The sequence below is a fragment of the Nocardia sp. NPDC046763 genome (assembly GCF_040645495.1).
GTDB lineage: Bacteria > Actinomycetota > Actinomycetes > Mycobacteriales > Mycobacteriaceae > Nocardia.
Genome location: NZ_JBEYYI010000003.1, coordinates 439,149 through 463,592, shown reverse-complemented (window position 1 = coordinate 463,592; position 24,444 = coordinate 439,149). Strand labels below are relative to the sequence as shown.

26 protein-coding genes are annotated in these 24,444 nt (G+C 67.2%); 10 read left to right on the top strand and 16 right to left on the bottom strand.

Features of this window, described 5'->3' with window-relative positions; genetic code table 11:
- Window positions 1-2 precede the first annotated feature (2 nt).
- The 7 genes from ABZ909_RS07245 to ABZ909_RS07215 form a co-directional block, all read right to left on the bottom strand.
- A complete protein-coding gene (locus tag ABZ909_RS07245; protein WP_356996819.1) occupies window positions 3-542 on the bottom strand; it encodes a 3-phenylpropionate/cinnamic acid dioxygenase subunit beta in 540 nt (179 codons plus the stop codon).
- On the bottom strand, window positions 539-1,846 hold the full coding sequence (locus tag ABZ909_RS07240; RefSeq protein ID WP_356996818.1) for an SRPBCC family protein: 1,308 nt from the start codon (window positions 1,844-1,846) through the stop codon (window positions 539-541). Before ABZ909_RS07240 ends, ABZ909_RS07245 begins: the two co-directional genes overlap by 4 nt.
- A complete protein-coding gene (locus ABZ909_RS07235) occupies window positions 1,843-2,193 on the bottom strand; it encodes a non-heme iron oxygenase ferredoxin subunit (RefSeq protein ID WP_356996817.1) in 351 nt (116 codons plus the stop codon). Before ABZ909_RS07235 ends, ABZ909_RS07240 begins: the two co-directional genes overlap by 4 nt.
- Window positions 2,190-3,038, bottom strand: a complete 849-nt coding sequence (locus ABZ909_RS07230; RefSeq protein ID WP_356996816.1) for a hypothetical protein — start codon at window positions 3,036-3,038, stop codon at window positions 2,190-2,192. The genes ABZ909_RS07235 and ABZ909_RS07230 overlap by 4 nt, the downstream gene beginning before the upstream one ends.
- Window positions 3,031-3,321 (bottom strand): hypothetical protein, encoded by a 291-nt coding sequence (locus tag ABZ909_RS07225; RefSeq protein ID WP_356996815.1) that lies wholly within the window; start codon window positions 3,319-3,321, stop codon window positions 3,031-3,033. The genes ABZ909_RS07230 and ABZ909_RS07225 overlap by 8 nt, the downstream gene beginning before the upstream one ends.
- Window positions 3,318-4,160, bottom strand: coding sequence for an alpha/beta hydrolase (locus tag ABZ909_RS07220; RefSeq protein ID WP_356996814.1), 843 nt, complete (start codon window positions 4,158-4,160; stop codon window positions 3,318-3,320). Before ABZ909_RS07220 ends, ABZ909_RS07225 begins: the two co-directional genes overlap by 4 nt.
- Window positions 4,161-4,255: 95 nt before the next feature.
- The gene (locus tag ABZ909_RS07215; RefSeq protein ID WP_356996813.1) at window positions 4,256-5,056 is read right to left on the bottom strand and encodes an IclR family transcriptional regulator; all 801 of its coding nucleotides are present in this window, start codon (window positions 5,054-5,056) and stop codon (window positions 4,256-4,258) included.
- Window positions 5,057-5,174: 118 nt separating this feature from the next.
- On the opposite strand from ABZ909_RS07215, the gene ABZ909_RS07210 reads away from it, so the two are divergent.
- Genes ABZ909_RS07210 through dmpG form a run of 3 tightly spaced genes read left to right on the top strand, consistent with a single transcriptional unit; the run spans window position 5,175 to window position 7,983 of the window.
- The gene (locus ABZ909_RS07210; RefSeq protein WP_356996812.1) at window positions 5,175-5,990 is read left to right on the top strand and encodes a fumarylacetoacetate hydrolase family protein; all 816 of its coding nucleotides are present in this window, start codon (window positions 5,175-5,177) and stop codon (window positions 5,988-5,990) included.
- An 11-nt stretch (window positions 5,991-6,001) separates the two neighbouring features.
- Window positions 6,002-6,967 (top strand): acetaldehyde dehydrogenase (acetylating), encoded by a 966-nt coding sequence (locus ABZ909_RS07205; protein WP_356996811.1) that lies wholly within the window; start codon window positions 6,002-6,004, stop codon window positions 6,965-6,967.
- Window positions 6,964-7,983: a 4-hydroxy-2-oxovalerate aldolase gene (gene dmpG, locus ABZ909_RS07200; protein WP_356996810.1), complete on the top strand. Its 1,020-nt coding sequence runs from the start codon at window positions 6,964-6,966 to the stop codon at window positions 7,981-7,983. Before ABZ909_RS07205 ends, dmpG begins: the two co-directional genes overlap by 4 nt.
- Window positions 7,984-8,005: 22 nt before the next feature.
- Here the strand turns inward: dmpG and ABZ909_RS07195 are convergent, their stop codons facing one another.
- The gene (locus ABZ909_RS07195) at window positions 8,006-8,863 is read right to left on the bottom strand and encodes an SDR family oxidoreductase (RefSeq protein WP_356996809.1); all 858 of its coding nucleotides are present in this window, start codon (window positions 8,861-8,863) and stop codon (window positions 8,006-8,008) included.
- 130 nt (window positions 8,864-8,993) lie between these two features.
- Here ABZ909_RS07195 and ABZ909_RS07190 point away from each other — a divergent pair, with 130 nt between their 5' ends.
- The 3 genes from ABZ909_RS07190 to ABZ909_RS07180 all read left to right on the top strand — a co-directional run bounded on the left by ABZ909_RS07190 (window position 8,994) and on the right by ABZ909_RS07180 (window position 13,075).
- Complete coding sequence (locus ABZ909_RS07190) at window positions 8,994-9,869, top strand: LLM class F420-dependent oxidoreductase (protein WP_356996808.1); 876 nt, start codon at window positions 8,994-8,996, stop codon at window positions 9,867-9,869.
- A 76-nt stretch (window positions 9,870-9,945) separates the two neighbouring features.
- Window positions 9,946-10,764 carry an SDR family oxidoreductase gene (locus ABZ909_RS07185; protein WP_356996807.1) on the top strand — a complete coding sequence of 273 codons (819 nt, stop codon included), beginning with the start codon at window positions 9,946-9,948 and terminating at the stop codon, window positions 10,762-10,764.
- 43 nt (window positions 10,765-10,807) lie between these two features.
- Window positions 10,808-13,075, top strand: coding sequence for a LuxR C-terminal-related transcriptional regulator (locus ABZ909_RS07180; protein ID WP_356996806.1), 2,268 nt, complete (start codon window positions 10,808-10,810; stop codon window positions 13,073-13,075).
- 86 nt (window positions 13,076-13,161) lie between these two features.
- On the opposite strand, the gene ABZ909_RS07175 is transcribed toward ABZ909_RS07180, so the two are convergent.
- The 4 genes from ABZ909_RS07175 to ABZ909_RS07160 all read right to left on the bottom strand — a co-directional run bounded on the left by ABZ909_RS07175 (window position 13,162) and on the right by ABZ909_RS07160 (window position 17,413).
- The gene (locus tag ABZ909_RS07175; RefSeq protein WP_356996805.1) at window positions 13,162-14,016 is read right to left on the bottom strand and encodes an alpha/beta fold hydrolase; all 855 of its coding nucleotides are present in this window, start codon (window positions 14,014-14,016) and stop codon (window positions 13,162-13,164) included.
- 94 nt (window positions 14,017-14,110) lie between these two features.
- The gene (locus ABZ909_RS07170; RefSeq protein ID WP_356996804.1) at window positions 14,111-14,695 is read right to left on the bottom strand and encodes an ATP/GTP-binding protein; all 585 of its coding nucleotides are present in this window, start codon (window positions 14,693-14,695) and stop codon (window positions 14,111-14,113) included.
- Between the two features lie 8 nt (window positions 14,696-14,703).
- On the bottom strand, window positions 14,704-15,105 hold the full coding sequence (locus tag ABZ909_RS07165; protein WP_356996803.1) for a roadblock/LC7 domain-containing protein: 402 nt from the start codon (window positions 15,103-15,105) through the stop codon (window positions 14,704-14,706).
- Complete coding sequence (locus ABZ909_RS07160) at window positions 15,086-17,413, bottom strand: nitrate- and nitrite sensing domain-containing protein (RefSeq protein WP_356996802.1); 2,328 nt, start codon at window positions 17,411-17,413, stop codon at window positions 15,086-15,088. The genes ABZ909_RS07165 and ABZ909_RS07160 overlap by 20 nt, the downstream gene beginning before the upstream one ends.
- A 312-nt stretch (window positions 17,414-17,725) precedes the next feature.
- On the opposite strand from ABZ909_RS07160, the gene ABZ909_RS07155 reads away from it, so the two are divergent.
- Both ABZ909_RS07155 and ABZ909_RS07150 read left to right on the top strand, forming a co-directional pair.
- Window positions 17,726-18,625, top strand: coding sequence for a VOC family protein (locus tag ABZ909_RS07155; protein WP_356996801.1), 900 nt, complete (start codon window positions 17,726-17,728; stop codon window positions 18,623-18,625).
- A gap of 373 nt (window positions 18,626-18,998) precedes the next feature.
- Window positions 18,999-19,349, top strand: a complete 351-nt coding sequence (locus ABZ909_RS07150; RefSeq protein ID WP_356996800.1) for a hypothetical protein — start codon at window positions 18,999-19,001, stop codon at window positions 19,347-19,349.
- Between the two features lie 563 nt (window positions 19,350-19,912).
- On the opposite strand, the gene ABZ909_RS07145 is transcribed toward ABZ909_RS07150, so the two are convergent.
- Entirely contained in the window at window positions 19,913-20,341 is a 429-nt protein-coding gene (locus ABZ909_RS07145) for a hypothetical protein (protein ID WP_356996799.1), read from the bottom strand.
- 100 nt (window positions 20,342-20,441) lie between these two features.
- Here ABZ909_RS07145 and ABZ909_RS07140 point away from each other — a divergent pair, with 100 nt between their 5' ends.
- Both ABZ909_RS07140 and katG read left to right on the top strand, forming a co-directional pair.
- Window positions 20,442-20,882: a Fur family transcriptional regulator gene (locus ABZ909_RS07140; RefSeq protein WP_356996798.1), complete on the top strand. Its 441-nt coding sequence runs from the start codon at window positions 20,442-20,444 to the stop codon at window positions 20,880-20,882.
- A gap of 48 nt (window positions 20,883-20,930) precedes the next feature.
- Complete coding sequence (gene katG / locus ABZ909_RS07135; protein ID WP_356996797.1) at window positions 20,931-23,138, top strand: catalase/peroxidase HPI; 2,208 nt, start codon at window positions 20,931-20,933, stop codon at window positions 23,136-23,138.
- A gap of 82 nt (window positions 23,139-23,220) precedes the next feature.
- Here katG and ABZ909_RS07130 read toward each other — a convergent pair whose 3' ends face one another.
- The 3 genes from ABZ909_RS07130 to ABZ909_RS07120 are packed head-to-tail and all read right to left on the bottom strand — an operon-like array spanning window position 23,221 to window position 24,436.
- Window positions 23,221-23,748, bottom strand: a complete 528-nt coding sequence (locus ABZ909_RS07130) for a hypothetical protein (RefSeq protein WP_356996796.1) — start codon at window positions 23,746-23,748, stop codon at window positions 23,221-23,223.
- A gap of 29 nt (window positions 23,749-23,777) precedes the next feature.
- Window positions 23,778-23,996: a ferredoxin gene (locus ABZ909_RS07125; RefSeq protein WP_356996795.1), complete on the bottom strand. Its 219-nt coding sequence runs from the start codon at window positions 23,994-23,996 to the stop codon at window positions 23,778-23,780.
- The gene (locus ABZ909_RS07120; RefSeq protein WP_356996794.1) at window positions 23,993-24,436 is read right to left on the bottom strand and encodes a hypothetical protein; all 444 of its coding nucleotides are present in this window, start codon (window positions 24,434-24,436) and stop codon (window positions 23,993-23,995) included. Before ABZ909_RS07120 ends, ABZ909_RS07125 begins: the two co-directional genes overlap by 4 nt.
- Window positions 24,437-24,444 lie beyond the last annotated feature (8 nt).

Here is a 24,444-nt window from a genome sequence, read left to right as displayed (position 1 = left end):
CCTCAGAAGAAGGTGTTGATGTTCTTGGCGGGCAAGGTGGCGTGACTCAGCACGACCTTTCGCGCCGCGATGCGCAGGCGCCCGTCGACGCGTCGCAGACGATCGATCCGCCGGCCGTACAGAATCGCCGAGTCGGTGCCGCCTTGGCCGCGGTAGTTCACGAAGACCGAGCGCACGGTCAGTTCGCCTGGCACCTCGCATGATTCGACCTCGATATTGGAGATGACATGCAGGTGCCGGGTCGCCGGGTCCTCGGCCCACGCCGTCGGCGCGGTGAATCGGTCCACCCGGTGCCGGAGATCGGCGACGGTGTCGTCGAAGTACGCCATGCGGTGTGGTGCGTGGGTGCCGGAATGGTCGTGGCGGCCGCGGTTCTCGATGCCGGGCACCCAGTACGTCGCGTCCTCGGTGAACAAGGCCAGCCATTCGGGATAGCGTTCTTCGTCGAGCAGTCGCGCTTCCCGCGCGGCGAATGCCACGACTTCGAAATAGCGCCCGGTGTCGACGGTTTCGGCCGGTCTGGGGTCAGCGGTCGGTGTCATCGCGAGGCCCTCTTGTCCAGGAGTTCGTCCCAGCCGGTCGAGGTCATCATCTTCGACCACTGGCGGTAGAACGCGCGTTGATTGGCGTCGTTGATCTGCCCGCGGTAGACATTGCCGGGCAGTTCGGGGTGATCCACCCGGCTGTCCAGGCCGAGGCCGTAATGCAGCGGCTGCTGGCGGGTCACGAATCCGCGATTGCTGTGCGTCGAGCCTTCCCAGTTCTCGCCGTCGTCCATTTCGAAGACGCCGGAGGGGGAGAAGGTCAGCATCGCGCCCTTCTTCCAGGCGTCCTTGACCTCTTGCGGCGCATTGCGGTTCACCAGCACCCAGGTGCGCAGCTCGGTCCGGTGCGGGCCGAGCGGCTGCCAGGTGCGGAAGGTGTTCTGGCCGGGCAGGAACGAGAAGTTGGGGAAGACATTGGCCGAGCCGACCGACCCCACCATCTTCGCCCGGGTCGCCCCGAGCCGGGCCTCGAACGCGCCGCGTTGCTCGCGCAGGTAGTTCACGATGCGTTTGTCGCCGAGCGTGGCGGCGTTGCCGACACCGTCGAGGTTGAATTCCCAGCAGTGGCCGTTGACATTGACGTGATAGCTCTCATTGGCCTCGTCGCCGAGGGTGGCCACCGGCCCGCCCAGCATCGCCTCGGCCCCCGACGCGTGGGTCCATCCGGCGTGCAGCGCGTCGCCGGCGAAGTTCTCGGCGGCGATCTTCCAGTTGCAGCCCAGGATCGAGGAGATGCAGCCGCCCGCGAATTCGGTGCCGCCCGGGTCGTTGTCGAGCATGACATCCAGGTAGAACGTGAAATCGCCGAGGAATTCGGTGAGCGGGGGAGCGCTCGGGTCGAAGGTCGCGAACAGCAAGCCCTTGTAGCTGTCGATCTGCGCCACCGGAGTCAGGCCCAGCGCCGAACGGTCGAAGGTCGGTTCGCGGTCGTAGGCGCCCGATTCGTGCATGCCGCGCAGTGACCCGTCCAGGCCGAAGGACCACCCGTGGTAGTTGCACACGAATCCGCGGGCGACCCCGACTTCCGCCGAGCAGACGCGGTTTCCGCGGTGCGGGCAGCTGTTGAGGAACGCCCCGACCCGGCCGTCGCGATTGCGGACGACGATGACCTCGTCCTCGCCGATCCTGGTCGTGAGGAACGAACCCGGCTGGGGGAGTTGGCTTTCGTGTGCGATGAACATCCAGGCGCGGGCGAAGATCCGCTCGAGCTCGAGCTGGTAGGTCTCCTCGGACCAGAAGATGTGGCGGGGCAGCCGGCCCTGGTCCAACAGACGCGGATCGACCGAGATCGATCGACTCATAGTTCGTCACTTCCCTTGTCGCTCGTCCGGTGCACGCGGATCCGGCCGTCCTCGACCCGGACCGCATAGGTCTCCAGGGCCCGGGTAGCGGGAAAGCACAGCGCCCGGCCGGTGCGGATATCGAATTCGGCCCAGTGCACCGGGCAGACGATCGTGTGCCCCTCCAGTTCGCCTTCGGCCAGCGAGGCGGTGGCGTGGGTGCAGGTATCGGCGGTCACGTAGATTTCGCCGTCGACGCGGTAGACCAGCAGCGGCGGCCATCCGTCCGGTGTCATGCGGACCATGTCCCGGCCGTCGAGCGCGTCCACCGGCCCCAGATCGCACGCGTCCGCGGTGCCGGTGGTCATGACGGGATCCGTTCCGCGGCCGGGTTCGGGACGAGTTCGGCGAAGCCGAGGCCGGTAATCCATTCCGGCACAGCCTCATAGGCGATGACAGTGCCGGTGCACGGCCCGACCGCGGTCATCGCGGCGAGGAAGTTCCGGATCTCCAGGCCGCCATTGCCGCCGTGCTCGAGAATGTAGTCATCGGTGAACGAGGCCAGGGTCTCCACATCACCGGCGACCACGAGGTCGAGGATCATGCGGTCGAATTGTTCGTTCACTCGGCCCATGTCGTCGGTGCCGACCCAGTGGCTGATGCCGCCGCTGCCGATGACGACGACCCGCTCGTCCGCGTCCCAGCTGTCCACGGCGGCCCTCAGGTTCTGCCCGATCTGCGCGGCCCGCCGCAGTGGCAGCAGCGGCTCGACGCCGCAGGCCAGATAGATCGGCACCACCGGGAGCTCGGCGTCGGCCCCGATCCGGAAATACGGGATGGCGATCGAATGGTCGACGGTCAGCGAATCGGCTACCGCCCAATCGATTCCGGTGCGATGTCCGTGGCCCACCAGATGGCGCGCCAGGGCCTTGTTGTCCGGGAACTGCCGTCTGCGCATGCCCGGCAGCCGTTCCAGCGGTCCGTCGACATCCCCGCTGCCGATCAGCGCCTGCGGCAGGCAGCCGGGGCCGAAGAGCAGATAGTGGTCGGTGCCGATGACGATCAATGTCGTGGCGTCGAGATCGGCTACCCGCCTTGCCACTTCGTCGTATGCCTGCGAGATGCGCACGCGGACCGACTCCGCCGGCGCGTCGGGGTCGGTGAGGACCATCGGGTCGTGCGGCACGAGGAAGCCGCCCACCAGCTCAGCCATTCTTGCGGTCCTTCCGGGTCGAGAGCGTCCGGCCGCCTTGGAGTTCGGCCAGATAGCCGGACAGGCTGCGATCGCCGAAGGTCGTCCAGATCCCCCACAGCAACATGGGATTCGCGCCGTGGTCGCGCAGCGCCGGCAGGTCGATGCCGCCCACGGCCGCACGCTCGTCGGGGTCGAGCCGGTACCGGTCGAGAAATCCGGAGCTGTCCGCGAGGAAGCCCTCGCGGGCCTGCCTGGCGGCCACGATGTCGTAGAGCGCCTTGTCCATTCCGGATCGGCTCATGACAGCCTGCCGAGGAAATCGCGTACCTCGCGAAGGAATTCGCCGGTTCGCTCCAGCTGCACCCAATGGCCGCACCGGGAGAACACCTTCAGGTCGGCGTTGGGGATGTGACGTGCGGCCCGCCAGGCGAGTTCGACCGGGATGACTCGATCCTCACGCCCGTGCAGGATCAGCGTCGGCTGGGTGATGGTGCGCAGTGATTCCTCCGGTACGCCCTTGACCGGCGTGCCCTCGGGACCGGGCTCGGGCATGAGGCGGCGGAAGGCGTCCTGCGCGCCCGGACGCGCGCTGGCCCGGTACCGCTCGCGGACCATATCGTCGGTGACCAGTGCGGGATCGTGCGCGAATATCCGCAGGATGCGGCGCATTTCGGCTTCGTCGGGTTCGTAGTGCCAGCCCGATCGCAGGCCCTCGGTCATCTCGAAGGTGCCCACCGGGGTGCCCAGCAGGACCAAGCCGTCGACGCGCTCCGGGTGCCGCAGCGTGGCGGCCAACGCCAGCCCGCCGCCGAAACTGTTGCCCAGCAATGTCGCCGAGGGTAGCGCGAGCGCGTCGAGCAGCTCGACGAGCTGCCGTACCCAGAGCTTGATCCCGTACGTGGTGCCCGCGGGCCCGATCGAGTCACCGAAGCCGGCGATATCGGGTGCGATCACCTGGAAGTCGCGGGCGAGCTGCCCGATCAGGCTGGACCAGTTCGCCTGCGCCGAGACTCCCGGGCCCGAACCGTGCAGCAACACGACGGGTCGCCCGGATCCCGCCACGAGGACCTTGGTCGGAATTCCGCCGACCTCGACCACGCGCGTTCGGATGACGTGACGGTCGGCAACGCTCTGCGGCATGTACTCGGCCCCTTCCGGTCGTTCGATTGATCAATTGATTGATTGATCGAACGATAGATCCGGACGCGGCGGGGCGTCAAGGGGTGGGGGAGACGTCAGCGGGAGTTCGACGACACCCGTTGCGCCAGCGCGGATTCCACACCGACCGCAGCGGCGCGGACCGGGCCGACGTGTTCGCCGGGGCGGAATCGCGAGGTGGGGCCGGTGATCGAGACCGCCGCCAGGGGGCGGCCGTCGGCGTCGAGAACGGGGGCGGCGATGCAGGCGATGCCGGTCGAGGACTCTTCGTACTCGAAGGCGACGCCCTCTGCCCGGACGCGGTCGAGCTGGGCGCGCAGCAGGCCCGGACCGACGAGGGTGCGCGGCGTGCGCCGGACCAGGCGGCCGGACAGGACGCGGTCGACGGTCGCGGGTTCGTCATGGGCGAGCAGGACCCTGCCGATCGCCGTGCAGTACAACGGCATTCGACCGCCGATCCGCGACGGCGCCGGCGCCTGGCGATGGCCGCCGATCTTGCTGAGGTAGACGACCTCGTCGCCGTCCGGCACGCCGAGGTGCACGGTTTCGCGGGTCCGCGTGTACAGGTCCTGCATGAAGGGGGCGGCGACCTCGAGCAGCGTGTGCTCGACGGAGGCGCGCAAGCCGAGTTCGAACAGCCCGCGGCCCAGGCTGTATCCCGGCGGCGACGGGGTGAGCAGGCGCGCGGCGACCAGGTCCTGGCACATGCGGTGCACGGTCGCCTTCGGCAGGCCGGTCCGCCGCGCCAGCTCGGACAGGCCGACGGCCCGATCGCCGACCTCGAACGCGTCGAGGATCAGCACGATCCGGCCGAGCACCGAGCGAGGGTCGAGGCTGGAAGTTGTGGGGCTCGAAGTCGTTGTGGGGCTCGAAGTCATTGAGAATGCCTCATTTTCCTGCGACCGGTCCACTCACCGGACCGGATTTACTGCGCGGGCCGCTATGGCCGAGGTGGACTGACGCCGCCCTCACAGTACGACACGAAAGGAGAATGTCGTGTCATCAGTTGTCCGGCCCGGTGTACCGCCGGTCGGCGAATCGATCGTCGACGCCGCGGCGCTACGCCTGGCCGAAGCCGCACTGACCGTCCGGCCCTGCGCGCCCCTGCGCGATCTGATCGACCCGGGCGATGTACACACCGCCTACCGAATCCAGCAGCGTTTCAATGCCTTCCGGGTCGGTGCGGGAGCCGAGGTGGTCGGCCGCAAGATCGGCGCGACCTCGGCGGCGGTCCAGCAGCAGCTCGGCGTGGACCAGCCCGATTTCGGAGTGCTGTTCTTCGACATGGCTTTCGGGCACGGCGATGCGATTCCGATGGAGCGGCTGCTGCAGCCGCGGGTGGAAGCGGAGATCGCCTTCTTCCTCGCCGACGATCTCGCCGACGGGCCGCTCGACGATGCGCAATGCCGCCGGGCCGTCGGCGCCGCGGCGGCCGCGGTCGAGATCGTCGACAGCCGAATCATCGACTGGGACGTCTCGATTGCCGACACCGTCGCCGACAACGCGTCCAGCGGTGTGTTCGTGCTGGGCGAGGAGCGCGTCACCCTCGATGGGCTGGAACCGGCCGCGGTGACCATGAGCATGGAGATCGACGGCGAGCCGGTGTCGGCCGGAACCGGGGCGGCGTGTCTGGGTGACCCGCTGCACGCACTGTCGTGGCTGGCTCGGCAGGCGCGGGCCTTCGGGGATCCGCTGCGGGCCGGGCAGGTGATCCTGTCCGGGGCGCTGGGGCCGATGCGGCCGGTCCACGCGGGCGCGGTCGTCGATGTACGCATCCCTGGACTCGGCCGGGTGTCGGCGTCCTTCGTCTGAAAGGTAATCGATTGAACGACAACACTGTTCGTACCAAGGTCGCGATCATCGGATCCGGGAACATCGGAACCGACCTGATGGTCAAGATCCTGCGGCGCTCCCCGTTCCTCGAGCCCGCCGCCATGGTCGGCATCGATCCGGAGTCCGACGGGCTCGCGCGGGCGGCGGCCCTGGATGTCCCGACGACCCACGAGGGTGTCGACAGGCTGCTGCGCATGCCCGGTTTCGGCGAGATCGACATCGTCTTCGACGCGACGTCCGCGAAGGCGCACGAGTACAACCACACTCGGCTCGCACCTTCGGGTAAACGCATGATCGATCTGACGCCGGCCGCGATCGGGCCGTTCGTCGTGCCCGCGGTCAACCTCGACGATCATCTCGAAGCCCCGAACGTGAACATGGTGACCTGCGGTGGGCAGGCCACGATTCCGATCGTGGCCGCCGTGTCGCGGGTGGTGCGCGTCGCGTACGCCGAGATCGTCGCCTCGATCGCGTCCCGGTCCGCGGGGCCGGGCACCCGGGCCAATATCGACGAGTTCACCGAAACCACCTCGCACGCGATCCACGCCGTCGGCGGTGCCGAGCGCGGGAAAGCGGTGATCATCCTCAATCCGGCCGAACCGCCGCTGATCATGCGCGACACGGTCTATTGCCTGGTGGACGCCCCCGACCCCGCTAGCCACGAACGGATTCGGGCGTCGATCGGGGTGATGGTCGAAGCGGTCGCGGCCTATGTGCCCGGGTATCGCCTCAAACAGGACGTTCAGATCGATCCGATTCCGTCCGGTGAGCCGGTGCACACCCTGCTGGCGGACGGGACGCGCGCGATGCCGACCCATCGCGTCTCGGTGTTCCTCGAGGTCGAGGGGGCCGCGGACCATCTGCCGGCCTACGCCGGGAACCTCGACATCATGACCTCGGCGGCCGTCCAGGTCGCGGAGCGAATCGCGCAGTCGCAGCAGGAGAATGCCCGATGAGCCCGACGCCTCTCCATATCCAGGACGTCACCCTGCGCGACGGCATGCACGCGGTCCGGCATCGGATCGCGCCCGCGGACGTCGGGCGGATCGTCGCCGCGCTCGACGCGGCGGGTGTGGACGCCATCGAGGTCGCCCACGGCGACGGGCTCGCGGGCGGATCGGTCAACTACGGTCCGGGCTCGCACAGCGACTGGCAATGGCTCGAGGCGGCCGCCGCGACCGTGCACCGTGCGCGGCTGACGACCCTGCTGCTGCCCGGCGTGGGCACGGTCGACGATCTGCGCCGCGCCCACGACCTCGGCGTCCGATCGGTGCGCATTGCCACGCACTGCACGGAGGCAGACGTTGCGGCCCAGCATATTTCGTCCGCCCGCGCGCTGGGGATGGATGTCGCGGGGTTCCTGATGATGAGCCACATGGCGCCCGCGCCGGAACTCGCCGCGCAGGCGAAGCTGATGGAAAGCTACGGCGCGCACTGCGTCTACGTCACCGATTCCGGTGGCAGGCTCACGATGGAGGATGTGCGTGAACGCGTCCGCGCCTACCGTGAAGTGCTCGACGAGGGGACCGAGATCGGCATCCACGCCCACGAGAACCTCTCGCTCTCGGTCGCCAACTCCGTCACCGCCGTCGAGCACGGCGCCGTCCGCGTCGACGCCTCGCTCGCCGGACACGGTGCGGGCGCCGGGAATACGCCGATCGAGGCGTTCATCGCGGTCGCGGACCTGCTCGAGTGGCGGCACGGCTGCGACCTGTTCGCCCTGCAGGACGCCGCCGACGATCTCGTCCGCCCGCTGCAGGACCGGCCGGTGCGGGTGGACCGGGAAACACTGACCCTGGGCTACGCCGGGGTGTACTCCAGCTTCCTGCGTCACGCCGAGACCGCCGGCGAGCGATACGGCATCGATGCCCGCACCTTGCTCATGGAGGCCGGGCGGCGGGGGTTGGTCGGCGGCCAGGAGGACATGATCGTCGATATCGCCCTGACCCTTCGGGGCGGGAACCGGCGATGAAATCTCTTGGTGTGCCGTTCGATCATCGGCGCTGAGGAATTCGACCGGCGAGCAGGGAGTCGACGGTGGGGTTACCGAGGGTGTCGCGCAGCAGGGATGTCATGTCGGGTGAGCGGCGCAGGTGAGCGCCGCCGTCGATGTTCAGGCTGGTGCCGGTGACCCAGCCGGATTCGGGGCCGGCGAGGTAACGGATGGCGGCGCCGATGTCGTGGGGAGTTCCGGTGCGGCCCAGCGGGGTTTGTTCGAGGAAGAGTTGTTCGCGGTCGCCTTCGAACAGGGCCCCGGTTTTGGGGTTGCCGGGAGCACGCACCAATCCCGGTCGTACGCAGTTGATTCGGACGCCGAGGTGGCCGATTTCGTCGGCCGCGGCGCGGACCAGGCCCTCGAGACCGGCCTTGCCGGCGCAGTAGCCGGACATGTAGGGGTAGGACTGTCGGGCGATCACCGAGGAGGTGAAGACCAGTGAGCCACCGCCGGCTTCGACCATGGCCGGCACACAGTATTTGATGGCGATGAACGCGGTGGTGATGTTGACGCGCAGTTCGTCGGTGAATCGGTCGGCGTCGTTGAGCAGCAGCGGCACGGTGTGGCCGCGGCCCACCGTGCTGACACAGATGTCGAGCGCGCCATCGTGACTCGCGTGGGCGACGGCGGCCTCGACATCGGGTTCGCATTGGGCGTCACCGGCGACGTAGGAAACGGTGGCGTCGGCCGATGTCTGTGGGGTCAGTTCGGCAGCGAAGGCGGCGAGCTTGGTTTCGTCGCGGCTGAACAAGGTGATCGAGGCGCCGTCGGCGAGCAGGGCCCGGGCGGCGGCGCCGCCGATGCCGCCCGCGCCGCCCATGATCAGTGCGGTTTTGCCTGCCAGTGCCTTGCCCATGCGGTGATTCCTCCGTAGTGATCTCGACTGTGAACCAGCTTGTGTCTCATACGGATTAAAAGGCCGATGTGGTCTCGGTCACCGGGAAAGGTGGTCGCGCCGCGTTCGATGTCGCGTCCAGCATCGAGGTATGAAATTCGCTGTGCTGCTGCCCCCCGCTTCTACTCGTTGCGCTGACCCCGGATGGATCGCGGGGTTCGCCCAGCATGCCGAGGCATGTGGATTCGAATCGCTCGTGGCGATCGAGCACACGGTGGTGATCGGTGGTTACCGCAGCACCTATCCCTACGACAGCTCGGGGAAGATGGAATTGGGCGACGACTGCCCGATTCCGGATCCGTTGGACCTGCTGGCGTTCCTGGCCGGGCGCACCAGCAGGATCGGATTGGCGACCGGGGTGCTGGTGCTGCCGAATCATCATCCGGTGGTGCTGGCCAAGCGGGCCGCGACGGTGGACGCCCTGTCCGGGGGACGGTTGCGGCTGTGCGTCGGAATGGGCTGGATGGCCGAGGAAATTCAGGCATGCGGCGTGGATTTCGATAGCCGTGGTCGGCGCGCGGACGAACAGCTCGAGGTGCTCGACAAACTGTGGAGTGCGGGCCCGGCCGACCACAGCGGCGAGTTCTTCGCCTTCGAGAAGGCCTTCAGCTACCCGAAACCTGCACGCGCCGACGGCATTCCCCTGCACTTCGGCGGTCACAGCATGGCCGCGGCCCGCCGCGCGGGCCGCTATGGCGCAGGACTGCAACCGCTGGGGGTCAGCGGCGATCGGCTGCATCGGCTCGTGGACGCCATGCATGCGGAGGCGGAATCGTGCGGACGCGATCCGCGCCGGTTGGAACTGACGCTGGGACATATGGTTTCGCGGATCACGCCGGAGCGCGCCCACGCGCTCGCCGAACTCGGTGCCGATCGCGTCATGCTCGCGCCCTCGCCCACCTCCGATCTCGACGTCGCGCTGGCCGAGCTCACCGCCTGCGCGCAGCGGCTGGAGCTCGAGCCGTGACCGTCGCGCCCGACCCCGACACCTACCGGCGCGACGACGGGCAGCGGCGAATCACGCACCGCGCCTGGAGCATCCGATGGATCGAGACGAGACCCGTACGCACAACAGCGTTGAAAGACCCGACGGAAGGCGAATAAAAATGGGTGTACTACAGGATAAATCAGCAATCGTCACTGGTGCCGGACAGGGGGTGGGGCAGGGGATCGCGCTCGCCTTGGCCGCCGAGGGCGCCAAGGTCGCGGTGGTGGATCTGAACCAGGACACCGCCAAGGACACCGTGACCCAGATCGAGAACCGCGGCGGGACGGCCACGGCGATCGTCTGCGATATCCGTGATTCGGCTCAGGTCGACGCGGCCGTGCTCCACACGGTCGACACGTTCGGCGGCGTCGACATCCTGGTCAACAACGCGATGGCGACGAAGTTCGGTGTGCCGATCGAGGAACTCACCGATGAGGACATCGAATTGTCCTACCGCACCGGCCCGATGGCGACGGCGTACTTCATGCGCGCCGCCTTCCCCTTCCTGCAGGGCGGTGGCCGCGTCATCAATATCCGGTCGGGTTCGGAGGTGGAAGGCATCGTCGGTTTCGGCGCCTACGTACCCGCCAAGGCAGCGGTCGGCGGACTGACCCGCACTGCCGCACGCGAATGGGGACGCAAGGGCGTCAACGTCAACGCCGTGTGCCCGTTCGTGCTCTCCCCGGCGGCCAAGCAGTACTACGCGACTCATCCCGAGGAGCTGGACTGGGCGATGAATCAGCTGTCCATTCCACGCGACGGCGACGCCGAGCACGATGTCGGCCGGGCCGTGGTGTTCCTCGCAGGCCCCGACGCCGGATTCGTCACCGGATGCACCATCATGGCCGACGGCGGCGGCTCGTTCATCGGTTGACCCCGAGCGTCACAGCCTGGGCCGACCGGGTCAGGAGGAGGCGGTGACACGGCGCGCGCGAGGTAACCTGCCGGTCGAGGTGACGAGTTTCGTCGGCCGCCGCGCCGAGTTGGCCGCCGCGAGATCGCTGTTGCAGACCACGCGCGTGCTGACATTGACCGGCCCGGGCGGCGTCGGGAAGTCACGACTGGCCCGGGAACTGGGCGCCGCCGTCGTGCGGGCCTTCCCCGATGGCGTGTGGCTGGTGGAATTGGCCGAGGTCCGTGACCCGGCTCTGGTCGCCGTCGCTGTCGCCGAGACACTCGAACTCCGTGACGACGCCGTCGTGCCTTCGACGCGGCTCACGGAGTTCCTCACCGGCCGGCGACTCGTGCTCGTCCTCGACAATTGCGAGCATCTGATACCGGCCTGCGCGGACCTGGTGACGCGAATCGTCAGCGCGACCACCGATGTCCGCATCGTGGCGACCAGTCGCCAGGTGATCGGTGTTCCCGGTGAGCGGGTCTTCGATGTGCCGCCGCTGTCCGTGCACGACGGCACCGGCGACGGCGACGCCGTGTCGCTGCTGATCGACCGAGCTACCGCGGCGGCCCCTGGACTGGCGGTCACGGGACCGGATCGCGCCACGCTGGCGGCCATCTGCGTGCGTGTGGACGGAATTCCCTTGGCCGTGGAGTTGGTGGCGCTGCGGCTGCGAGCCCTCACACCGGCGCAGGTGCTGGCTCTGCTCGACGATACGTTGGAGTTGCTGACCACCGGGCCGCGGACCGCGCCTCAGCGCCAGCGCACTCTCGAAGCCGCTGTCCGCTGGAGCTACGACCTCTGCGAGCCCGCCGAACAGCGAGTGTGGGAACAGCTTTCGGTCTTCGCCGGCGCTTTCGCTCTCGACGCCGCCGATGCCGTCAGTGAGCCCGTGCCCGGAGCGACGCTGCTGAGCGCACTGATCGGCCTGGTCGACAAGTCGGTGCTGACCTTGCATCGCGACACCGGCCGGTATTCGATGTTGGAACCCCTGCGCCAATTCGGGCGTCGTCGCCTGTCCGACCGTGGAGCCGAGCAACACACCCGTACGCGGCATCTGCGCTACTACCGTGACGTCGCGCTGCGCGGGCACATCGATTACGGCGGTCGTGGTGACCTCGATTGGTTCCGGGCGATCACCGACGAGCACCCGAATGTGCGTGCGGCGCTGCGGTATGCGTTGGATCACCACCACCCGGTGTGGGCGCTCGAGATGGCGGCGGCGTTGCGGCCGTTCTGGGAGCACAATCGCCACCTCTCGGAAGGGATGGGCTGGCTCACCGAAGCCTTGGCACGCAATCCGGACCCGAGCACAGCGCGCGCACGAGGTCTGGCGGTGGCCGCCTCGGTCGCTGCGATGCTGTCCCAACGCGCCGAAGCGGTCCGGCTGATCGACGAATGCCGCGCGCTCACCGCGGATCTCGGAGAAGCCGACCTACTGCCGGAGTTGGCGCTGGACCACGCCATGGTCGCGGTAGTGGATGCCGACGTAGCGCACGCGTTGGAATCCGCCGTCGCCGCCGCGGATCTCGCACGGCGATCCGCTCAGCCGACAATCGAGATGGACAGTCTGTCCCTCGCCATCGTGTGCGCCGTCGTCATGAACGATCCGGCGAGCAGACCATTAGTAGATCGTTTGATCGCATGTACCGCCGAACACGGGCCGCAGCTGCTCGGCGGACTCGCCGACTGGTGTGCCGGGATCGCGCAGTGGCGCAGCGGCCATGCCGACACCGCGGACATCTTCCTGCGCTGTGCCGTCGAACGGTTCTCGCGATTCGGCCGCTGCGTCTGGCTCGCTTCCGCTTTCGACGGCTTGGCTTGGACGGCGGTTTCACACGCCGAGTACGTGCGTGCTGCCACTCTGCTCGGCGCCGCCGAAACCTTGGACCGGAACGCCCTCACCATGGCCGACGCTCTCACCGGTGCCATCGGCGCCGATGTCCGCAGGCAATTGCGGAAGATGCTCACCCCCACCGCGTTCCGCGGCGCCTATGATCGAGGCGCTCGATTCGGATTGACCGAGGCGATCGACTACGCCCTCGGACGCACCGCCACATCCGCCTCCGACCAGCGACCGGACACCGCGCGCCAACCGGAGCACCGCGCGCTGACGCGGCGCGAACATCAGGTCGCACGTCTGGTGGCCACGGGCTACAGCAACAAACGCATCGCCGCCGAGCTCGTCGTGTCGGTGCGCACCGCCGAGACCCACGTCGAGCACATCCTCGTGAAGCTGGGTCTGACCTCCCGAATCCAGATAGCCATGTGGCTGCGCGACCAGCTGTGAGGCCGCTTGCTCGACACCGTCGGCCCAGGCTCTCGCGAAAGAACCTGGGCGGCAGCGATTGTCGTGGCGAGCAGATCGAAACAGGCCTACCGCTGCAGGAATTCGATGCTGATGCGTTCGAAGGCGTCCTTGGCTTCCACGAACACCCAGTGCCCGCAGTCGGACAGGACGTGCAGTTCCGCTCGAGGGATCAGCCGCAGCGGGAGCTGCGCCATGTCCAGTGGGCATTGGCGGTCGTCGGCTCCCCAGATCATCAGTGTCGGGCATTGCACGTTGTGCAGCATCGACCAGTACGGGGGAGTCTTGGATTGGGCCCGTGATTGTGCTTGCAGCGCAGCGGATTCCGAACCGTACATGGCCTGCAACGTCTGCAACGCGTCGGGCCGGGTGGCCGCCTGCCATCGTTCCTCGATCAGGTCCTCGGTGACCAACTTCGGATCGAACACCATGCAGTTCAGCCATCGCGTCAGGGCATCTCGGCTGGGGTTGTCGGCGAACTCGCGCAACAGTCTGGTTCCCTCGCTCGGTCCCGGGCTGAAGATGTTCGTTCCGACTCCGCCGATGGCGACCAGCTTGTCCACCCGGGACGGGTGGGCGAGGGCCACCATGACGCCGACCACTCCGCCCATCGAATTGCCGATCATCGCAGCGGATTCGATATCGAGGGCGTCCATGAACCGCACAACCGCGTCGACCGCGGTCATCACCGGGTGCAGACCGGGTACAGGGTCGCTCGCCCCGAATCCGGGGAACTCGAGGATGTAGCAGTGGAAATGCTCGGCGAAATCGGCCAGGTTCCCACCGAAGTTGCGCCAGCCGTTCACACCAATTCCGGAGCCGTGCAACAGGATCAGGGGCGGTCCCTCACCGGCTTCGTGGTATCGCAATACCCCCTTGTCGGTCAGGATGGTCTGAAGTGTGCTCTCGTACGTCACGTCCACTACGACAGGCTACGAACGGATTCCACGCAGATGCTCGCACAGTTCCGATGAGCGGTAACCGAAACCTCCTCGCCGATGCACGCGCTCGAAATTCTCAGCCGCCCGAGCGGACCACCAGGTACTCGACGAGGGTTACCAGCGCCCGCTTACAGGAGGCGCGATCGCGTGCGTCGCACAGCAGGATCGGGACCCGGTCGTCCAGGTCGAGGGCCTCGCGTACCTCCTCGGCGGTGTAGTACGGGGCGCCGTCGAAGATGTTGACGCCGACACAGAACCCGATGTGGCGACGTTCGAAGAAATCGATGGCGGCGAAGGAGGATTCGAGGCGGCGGGTGTCGGCGAGCACGACTGCGCCGAGCGCACCGCGGGCGAGTTCGTCCCACAGGAACCAGAAGCGATCTTGGCCGGGCGTGCCGAAAAGGTACAGCACCAGGCCGGGATCGATGCTGATGCGGCCGAAGTCGAGGGCGACGGTGGTGGTCGTCTTGCCCTCGACGCCGGTGAGATCGTCGATGCCGGTGGAGCTTTCGGTGATGACCTCTTCGGTGCGCAGCGGGGTGATCTCGCTGATCGCCGCCACCATGGTGGTTTTGCCGACCCCGAATCCGCCGGCGATGAGGATCTTGACCGATTGGGCGAGCGGCCCATCGGTTGTCGGCGCGAGTGTTTCATGGAACATGCGGCGGCTCAGCCGTTGTCTCGCCGGCGAGCGGTCGTGGACAGGAACGAGCCGACCCGCTGAACGGTCATGTTCATCTCGTAGGCGACCATGCCCAGATTGGCGTCCGCGCCGGCCTGCAGTGCCAGGCAGGCGTTGTCGCCGGCGGCAGTGACGAACAGGACTGCATGGTCGAGTTCGATGACCGCCTGGCGAACACGACCGCCATCGAAGCGATGGCCGGCGCTGCGAGACAACCCGTAGAGGGTGGAGGACATGGCGGAGAAATGCTCGGCATCCTCGCGGGGCATCCGGCCGGAGTACCCGAGCAGCAATCCGTCGGTGGAGTGCACCACTGCGTGGCGGACGCCTGCCAGTTTGTCGACGAGATCATCGAGCAGCCAGTTCAGATCAGTAGGGGAGGCGTTCACCGTCGTCTTTCTGTCCGTGTGTCGTTGGGAATCGTTGTGTGTCGGGATCGGTGCGGCGGCCTTGCCGGGTGCCGTTTTCGATGGCGGAGAACAGGTTTCGGGCCTGTTCGGCACTGCGTTCTCGAAGCGGCGGGGATGCGGGCCCTTCGACGGGTGTGTCCCGGGCGAGCTCCGGTGCCAGGCTGGCCTGCCGGCGACGCCGAGGCAGGGCCGGCTTTCCTGCTCGGGCGGGTCGAATGGTCGGCGGATGGTCGGCGGCGTGCTCGGTCACGGCGTGGTTGGACGGTTCCGTAGACGGTCGGTCCACCGCGGCCGGGACCGCGCGCTGGGTCGGTGTCGCGACCGCAGGGAATTCCCTTGGCGCATCGAGGTATTCGGCCCGGCCATTGCGCGGCCATCGCTGTGTCGGCGATTCGCCGCGGGCGACCTCGGCTGCGATGAGTGCGTCGGGTACCAGCACGATCGCGCGAATGCCGCCGTAATCGGATTCGGACAGCCGCACGGTGATTCCGTGGCGAGCGGCCAGCTGGGAGACCACGAACAGACCGAGTCTGGAGTCTGCGGACAGCGTGGTCACACCGAAGCCCGGTGGTGCGCTGAGCAGCGCGTTGATGCGCTCCAGTTCCGCGACCGGAATGCCCATTCCTTGATCGTCGATCTCCACGGCGACACCGCGGCCGACCGACGCCCCGGAGATTTCCACCCGAGACTGAGGCGGGGAGAAGGTCGTGGCGTTGTCGATGAGTTCGGCCAGTAGGTGAATGAGGTCGGCGACCGCGACGCCCGCGATGAAAGCGTCGGGGAGGCGGCCGGTTCGGACGCGGGTGTAGTCGAGGGTCTCGCCGACGGCGCTGCGTACCAGTTCCATGAGCGGCACCGGATTGCGCCACTGACGTCCCGGGCGGCCACCACCGAGAATGACGAGGTTCTCGGCATTGCGTCGTTCACGGGTGGCGAGATGGTCGAGCCGGAAGAACGTATCCAGCAGCTCTGGATCTTCCTGCCGAGACTGAGCCTGGTCGAGCAGTTCGAGCTGGCGGTGCATGACGATCTGGCTGCGATGAGCGATATTCAGGAACACCGCCTTCACACCCTCGCGGGTGCGGGCCTCGGTCACCGCCGCGGACACCGCCGCCGAGTGAGCATGTCCGAAAGCTTCTGCCACCTGCCCGATCTCATCGCGCCCGAAGTCCAGCCGAGGCGGTTCGGAACGATCCCCTATGTCTTCGCCGGCCGCGAGCCTGCGCATGGTCTCCGGCAGCTCTTCGTCGGCCAGCGCGAAGGTGCGATCACGTAACCGCGTGAGGCGGCGGATGATTCGGTTCGCGAGCGCGACGGCCACCACAATCGCGCCGAAGCTGACGATGAGCATGCCCGCCCCGGCGAGCATCGACTTGCGGGTGGTGTCCGAGGCCGCGGCGGAGGCGAGGCGCTGCGCCTCGGTGTTCTCCGACTGCCACAGGTCGGCCAGCGCCTGGTGGACATCGCCCGCGGCGGACTGCCACACCTCGACCGTCACCGGCAGCGCCGCGTGAGCATTCGTCGAGCCGTCCGTGCGCGACAACGCCTGCTGGGCCAGGGCCGTCTCCACCGCACCGAGTCGCTGCCATGCCTGGCCGGTCACAATGTCTTTCGCGGTGGCCGCATGCCGGGCGTTCTGGTCGGTGAGAATCCGCTCGACGCGATTGCGGTAGTAGCCGATCTGCTGAACGAACACCGCATTCAGCTCGGGGGTGAACCCGCTCCCGTCGATCAGTGCCGCCGCCAGCGCATTCGCGCGGCTCATCGCCTCGAGGCTCTGCAGCACCTCGGCCGAATCGGCGAGTTCGACAGCGGTGGCCGAATCCGGCGCCGTCTGTTCGGCGATCCGAATACCTGCCAGCATCAGTTCGGGCATCCCGCTGTAGAACTGGTAGACGTCACCGACCGAGATGGTCCGAGTGTCCACGCCGGTGCGGATCACCGCCAGCTGCCGGCTCAACGCGCCGAACGCATCGGTTCGGGCTCCCAGCGACTGTGGTCCGATCTGCGACAGCCGTGACTGCACCGGAGCGAGCCCGCGCAGCGCGGCATCGAGCCGAGTCCGCGCCGCCGCCAATTCCTGCGGATCGGTCCCGGCCCCGGCGACCCGCCACAGCGTGAGCTGCCGCTCCGCCTGCACCGCCTCGATCATCTCCCGTGCCGGAGCGATCCCCGCACGCAACTCGTCGGCCCAGGTCCGCGCCCGATCGGACCGGTCCACCAATGTCCCTGCCGCACCCACCCCGATGACCACCAACGCCAGGCTGGGCACGACGGCGATAGCCAATATTCGAGTCCGGACACCAAGCTTCGGTAAGCGCATGCGGCAATGTTGCCCATCGCCGCCCACGTGCGCACTGCGAGTCTTCTTGTATGGGAAGCGATTTGACACTGACACGCCGAATCCATACGGGGACTGCGACTCGGCTTCCGGTCTCGGTGAACGCCCCCAGCTATACCCCGAAAGAGGTTGAAGGACAACCTGATCAGCCGTGGACAGATACTACCGCCCAGTCAGCGGGCGAGGAATAGGTCACTCGCGGCGCCATGCCTACAGTCCGCGCATGTATATCCACACCTTCCCATTCGAGAGGCGACCATGATTCAAGAGTTGTCCTATGTCGGCATCGCCTCACCCCGCGCCGAGGAGTGGCGTTCCTACGGCACGGATTTCCTCGGTGCGATGCTCACCGAGGATGGGCCCGACGGTGCCGTGCGATTGGCCGTCGACGACATCAACTACCGAATAGCCATCCACCCCGGCACTGAAGACGAATTCCGTTACGCAGGATGGGGTTTGGCGAACGAGACCGATCTGCGCGCCTACGTCGATCAGCTGACCGAACAAGGTATCGATGTGCAGTGGGGCGATGCCCGACTGTGCCGGGAGCGGCAGGTCGCCGAGTTGGCCTGGTTCTGCGATCCATGGGGTCTGCGGCACGAATTGACCTGGGGCAAGGCCGCTCTGCCCTTGTCCTTCCGGCCGGGTCGAGCGATGAAGGGCCGCTTCGTCACCGGCGGCCAGGGCCTCGGGCATGTCGTATTCGAGGTGCCCGATATCGAGGCGGCCAACAAGTTCTATTCGAGCCTGCTCGGCTTCCGCCTGTCGGATCGGATCATCGGCGACAGCTTCCATGTGCGCTTCTATCACATCAACGGCCGACACCATTCCCTGGCGCTGTCGCAGAACCCCGGCCATATCGGGTTCAACCACATGATGCTCGAGTACGAGGAAATGGACGACCTCGGCACCGCAATCGACTTGCAGGCGGCACACGGCGTGGAAACCATGCAGACGCTCGGCCGCCACACCAACGATCTGATGACCTCGACCTATGTGGCCAGCCCGTCCGGTCTGCAGATCGAACTCGGCCACGGTGGCCTTGTCGTCGACGATCTGAGCTGGGTGGCCCGCACCTTCCACAAACCGAGCTACTGGGGCCACAAGAGACCGACCGGCCGTACTTCCCGACCCGGGATTCTGAAAGCCCTCGACTGACCCGATCGTCGAATCGATCCTGTGGGTGCTGCTCGCCGACTCGAGGCGATCGCGGGCAGGGTCGGATCGGGGGAGGAACCGGAACGGCGCCCATGGCTCGCAGGAGCCGACTCGTCGAGGCGCAGGTCCACGGCCGTGGGCTTGGGGGAGCGGGACCGGGCCGGTGCGCATGCCGCGAACGTCCATTTCCGTATTACCGCGTAATACCCGCTAGGCTGTGCAGGTGGCTATCGATTGGCACTATCGCCTCGCCTACCTGCTCGGTGTCACCGGAATCGACATCGACGAGGTCGTTGACGCTTTCTATATCTGGTCGCCGGACGGGCCCTGACCGGTGGCCGGCTCACCGACTTCGAAAAATGGGAGAACGCCAATGACTGAATTCAATGACCCCACCACGCCCGACGAGGTCAACGCCCTGCTGGATCGCCTCGAGTTCACCGACGACCCGGTCGAACTGCCCCTGGAGATCGGCCAGGACGAGTCGACGGAGCTGAAACCGCGATCGGTCAAGATGAGCGACGACATGAAGCGCCGGGGAAACGCCCGTGCCATCAATCTCGGTCTGTCGTTCTCGGCATACATTCGCTCACTCATGGAACGCGACCTCGCACAGGCCGAGCACAAGGGACCGGCCGCCGACCTGTCCCGGATCGCTGCCGAGCTCAGCCGCGCGGCGGCTGAACTCGACCACACCGCCACCGAACTCGGCCGCACCGCCTGATCGTCGGTACACACCCTGGATGTGCACCGACCCGACTCAGTGGTCTGGTGGGTGAAGGAGGCGACCAAGTGGGCGTAGCCGGGTTCATCGCCTCCGAGAGAACCGAACAATGGTGTGCCGCATGCCGTTTCCTGCCTCGGTCTCGAGGTCGGCGAGTCGTGGTTCTACAAGTGGAACAAAGTCCACATCAGACTCAAACGTCACAGTGACGAAACTGAACCATGAATGAGTATGCGGAGATATGAATCAAACACGGGCCAACACCCAGGTCTTCCTGGATTGCCGTGCATCGCCGAAGCACTCTCATGTCCCGCGGATTGCTCTCACCTTTTGCTGGAGCGAATAACCGTTGCCACACTGCGGGTTTCAAGATCAACTGCCCTGCCCGTAACCGCGCCGATAATCAACATTATGTCAAGTCGTGGAGATGTCGGGCCCTTTCCCCCGACGAGCTCATCCGCTGTTGGCAGACCCGCTCATGCCCAGAATGTCGGGGGCGCAGGGACGTTCCGGATTCGGCAGGCGTGCGTGCAGCGGTGAGGCGCCCGGGGCGACGAGGATGGTCAGTCCCAGACGAGGGTGAGGACGCGGTGACCGTCGGGAATGGCGGGGATGTCGCAGTAGGCGTCCTCGTCGTAGGACCAGCCCTCCCAGACCGGTTCCGCGTACAACTCCCCCACCTCGAGTCGGTTGTCGATGTCGCTGGGCGGCAATGACGTACAGATCGCCACCGATTCCGCCGCGATGCCGCCGTGCTCGTCGTCGAACATCTCCTCGTGCAGTTGCACCCGGATCCAGGCGACGGCGGGGTCGGCGTCGAGGGCGGTGAGGCGCGCCGCGATCTCGGCGAGGCCGGGGCGGCCCTCGCCGTACTGGTTGGGGGCGATGGCGTCTTCGAGGGTGTTGCCCTCGAAGAACTCTGCGACGGTCACCAGCGGGTATCGGTTGTCGTGACGGGCGGAGCGGGCGCGGATCTCGTCGCGGGTGATCATGGGTCGATGGTAGGGGCCCGCGCAGGGTGATCATTTTTTTCGGGCGCCGATCCGGCGCAAAGACTTGATTGATTCCAGAAAAAGGGGCAGACTTCGGGTTGTGCCCACGCCTACGGATTTCGAGCGCATGTTGCGCGGGGCCGCATTGCGTGTGACCGCACCGCGGCTGGCGGTGCTGACCGCGGTGCACACTCACCCGCACTCGGACACGGACTCGATCCTCGGGTTCGTGCGCGAGACGCTGGGTGGGGTTTCGCATCAGGCGGTGTACGACGTATTGAAGGCCCTGACCAGTGCGGGGCTGATTCGCCGGATTCAGCCGATGGGGTCCGTGGCGCTGTACGAGACGCGCGTCGGGGACAACCATCACCATGTGGTGTGCCGGTCGTGCGGCGTGATCGCCGATGTCGACTGCGCCGTGGGCGACGCGCCCTGCCTGACCGCCTCCGACGACAACGGTTTCGCGCTCGACGAGGCCGAGGTCATCTACTGGGGCCTGTGCCCCGAATGCTCGAAAACTGCTGCGACACAAGACAAGTAGCGGCCACAATCGTGGCCGACAGCTGATCACTCACTGAAAGGACACACCGTGCCTGATGAACACCCGCCCATCGGTGAAGCCAATACCGAACCCGCCGGTGGCTGCCCCGTCGCACATGGCCGGCTCAACGACCCGGCCGAGGGCGGTAACGCCAACCGTCAGTGGTGGCCCAACCAGCTGAACCTGAGCATCCTGCAGAAGAACCCGGCCGTCGCCAACCCCATGGACGAGGGTTACGACTACGCCGCCGAATTCAAGACCCTGGACCTGGCCGCGGTCAAGCAGGACATCGTCGAGGTCATGCGTACCTCGCAGGACTGGTGGCCGGCCGATTTCGGCCACTACGGCCCGTTCTTCATCCGCATGTCCTGGCACGCCGCGGGCACCTACCGCATCAACGACGGCCGCGGTGGAGCCGGTGCCGGCATGCAGCGTTTCGCTCCGCTGAACTCGTGGCCCGACAACGCCTCCCTCGACAAGGCGCGGCGTCTGCTGTGGCCGGTGAAGAAGAAGTACGGCAAGAAACTGTCGTGGGCCGACCTCATCGTCTACGCCGGCAATGTCGCCCTCGAGGACATGGGCTTCCAGACGTTCGGCTTCGGTGGCGGCCGCGTCGACCAGTGGGAGCCCGAGCAGGACGTGTACTGGGGTCCGGAGACCGAGTGGCTCGGCGACGCCCGCTACACCGGCGAGCGTGACCTCGAGAACCCGCTCGCCGCGGTCCAGATGGGTCTGATCTACGTCAATCCCGAAGGCCCCAACGGCAACCCGGATCCGCTGACCGCGGCCGTCGACATCCGCGAGACCTTCCGCCGGATGGCCATGAACGACGTCGAAACCGCGGCGCTCATCGTGGGTGGCCACACCTTCGGTAAGACCCACGGTGCGGGCCCGGCCGACAATGTCGGTCCCGAGCCCGAGGCCGCCCCGCTCGAGCAGCAGGGCCTGGGCTGGAAGTCCACGTTCGGCACCGGTGTCGGCAAGGACGCCATCACCTCCGGCATCGAGGTCACCTGGACCCCGACCCCGACCAAGTGGGACAACTCCTTCCTGGAGACCCTCTACGGCTACGAGTGGGAACTGTCCGAGTCGCCCGCCGGTGCGCACCAGTATGTCGCCAAGAACGCCGAGGAGATCATCCCCGACGCGTTCGACGGGTCCAAGAAGCACCTGCCGACCATGCTGACCACCGATCTGTCGCTGCGGATCGACCCGATCTACGAGCAGATCACTCGCCGCTGGCTCGACCACCCCGAAGAGCTGGCCGAGGAGTTCGCCAAGGCCTGGTACAAGCTGATCCACCGCGACATGGGTCCCAAGGTCCGCTACCTGGGCCCCGAGGTGCCGGCCGAGACCCTGCTGTGGCAGGACCCGATCCCGGCCGTCGAGCATGAACTCGTCGACGCCGCCGATGTCGCGGCGCTGAAGGCCAAGATCGCGGAGTCGGGTCTGACGGTGGCGCAGCTGGTGTCGACCGCGTGGGCGGCGGCCTCGTCGTTCCGCGGCTCGGACATGCGCGGCGGTGCCAACGGTGGCCGCATCCGCCTGCAACCGCAGGCCGGGTGGGAGGTCAACCAGCCCGACGAGCTGGCGCAGGTCATCCGGGTGCTCGAGGGCATCCAGGAGTCCTTCGGCAAGCCGGTCTCCTTCGCCGACCTGGTGGTGCTGGCCGGTAACGTCGGCGTCGAGCAGGGCGCCAAGGCCGCCGGTTTCGATGTCGAGGTGCCGTTCCGCGCCGGCCGTGGCGACGCCACCCAGGAGCTGACCGACGTGGAGTCCTTCTCCGCGCTCGAGCCGGCCGCCGATGGCTTCCGCAACTATGTCGGCAAGGGCACCCGCATCCCGGCGGAGTACCTGCTGCTGGACAAGGCCAACCTGCTGACCCTGTCGGCGCCGGAGATGACCGTCCTCGTCGGTGGTCTGCGCGTGCTGGGTGCGAACTACCAGGGTTCGCAGCTGGGTGTGTTCACCGACAAGCCGGGTGCGCTCACCACGGACTTCTTCGTGAACCTGCTCGACATGTCCACCAAGTGGGGCCCGTCGTCCGCCGATGACGGCACCTACGAGGGCAAGGACCGCGCCACCGGCAAGACCGTGTGGACCGGTTCCCGCGTCGACCTGGTGTTCGGCTCGAACTCGCAGCTGCGGGCCCTGGCCGAGGTGTACGCCGAGGACGACTCCAAGCAGAAGTTCGTCAACGACTTCGTGGCCGCCTGGACCAAGGTCATGGAGCTGGACCGCTTCGACCTGGCGTGATGACGACCGTCTGAACCAGTAGGACGATGCCCCCGAACCGACCGGTTCGGGGGCATCGTGCGTTTCGGGGAGGCGAAGGAGGCTAACCGGCGGACGTCTCGGTGCGGACGCGGCCGAGGAAGCGGCGGGCGATGTCGGTGCCATCGTGGTTGTAGGCGTTCATCAGGTCGGTCAGTTCCTCGACCAGCGCACGCAGCGCCGGAGTGTCGAAGCCGCCGGGGTCGGTGGCCCACCCGGGTGGGATATTGCCGACCGTGATGAGAATGCCTGCGTCGTAAGGGGTTTCAACGGTGTAGGTGAGCTGGTCGGGGGCATCGCGCAGGGCACTGCGGGTGGCGAGGTCGCCATCGCCGTCGGGCAGGGCGAGAATCCGGGCCAGGGCGATGTCCTCGCCGATCATGTCGGCGATGCGGGACAGGCTCGCGTGTCGGCCGGGACGATCGTGGCACGCACCGTAGGTGCGGTCTCCGGTCCGGCGCGCATCCCCGCCGGTCTTGCTCAGCAACCGGTCCAGCATGCGCTGTGCGGCCGCCCGCTCCGCCTGCCCGGTGCGCGGATGCTCGATGAGACCGCGCAGCCGCTGGATTCGGCCCATCATCGCCGTAGCCATGCCCTCCCCTTCCGACGCTGTCGACCCGATCATGCCAGCGGCAGCAGCCGTAAAGCCAGGCGCGGACACAGCCGCACCGCATCGCGAGCGGCGGGCAGATCCGCGCGCTCCAGCACCGGGTCGCGGTGATCGCGGGTCAGCGGGAACCCCCAGTCGTCGCGGGCGAAGGTGCCGGGCAGCAGTTCACTGCACACGCCCCGGCCGTCGCAGCGGGTCCAATCGATGTGCATGCGAAGCGGTTCGCTCATCGCAATGCTCCTGTCCGGGCCGGCGCAGCCGCTATACAGTGACCGTGCCGATGCCGAGCCACCTCGTCGGCGAACACCTCCGGCGCGGACCGCGCCATGCGCGCCGTCCCGTCGGGGTGATGGCAGGCTCCCCTGCCCTCGACCAGCCGGGCCGCCCGTGCGATCTCGGCGGTGACACGCAACCCGCACTCACCGTGAGGCAGTACCCGGACCACCCCCGCGCCGGGGACGGCATGCAGATGCCGTAGCCCCTTCGCCGACAACGCGGCTCCGGGCAGGGCCAACCCGGAAATCCAGGTGCCATGCCAGCCGCCGATCAGCACCGCACGCACCCGGGCCGGGTCGGTGCCGTCGAGACCGGCGACCACCTCCGGCAACTCGGCATCGGCCGCGACCTCGAAAACACCGGCGATTCTGGTCCCCGACAAGCTGATCAGCATCGTGTCCG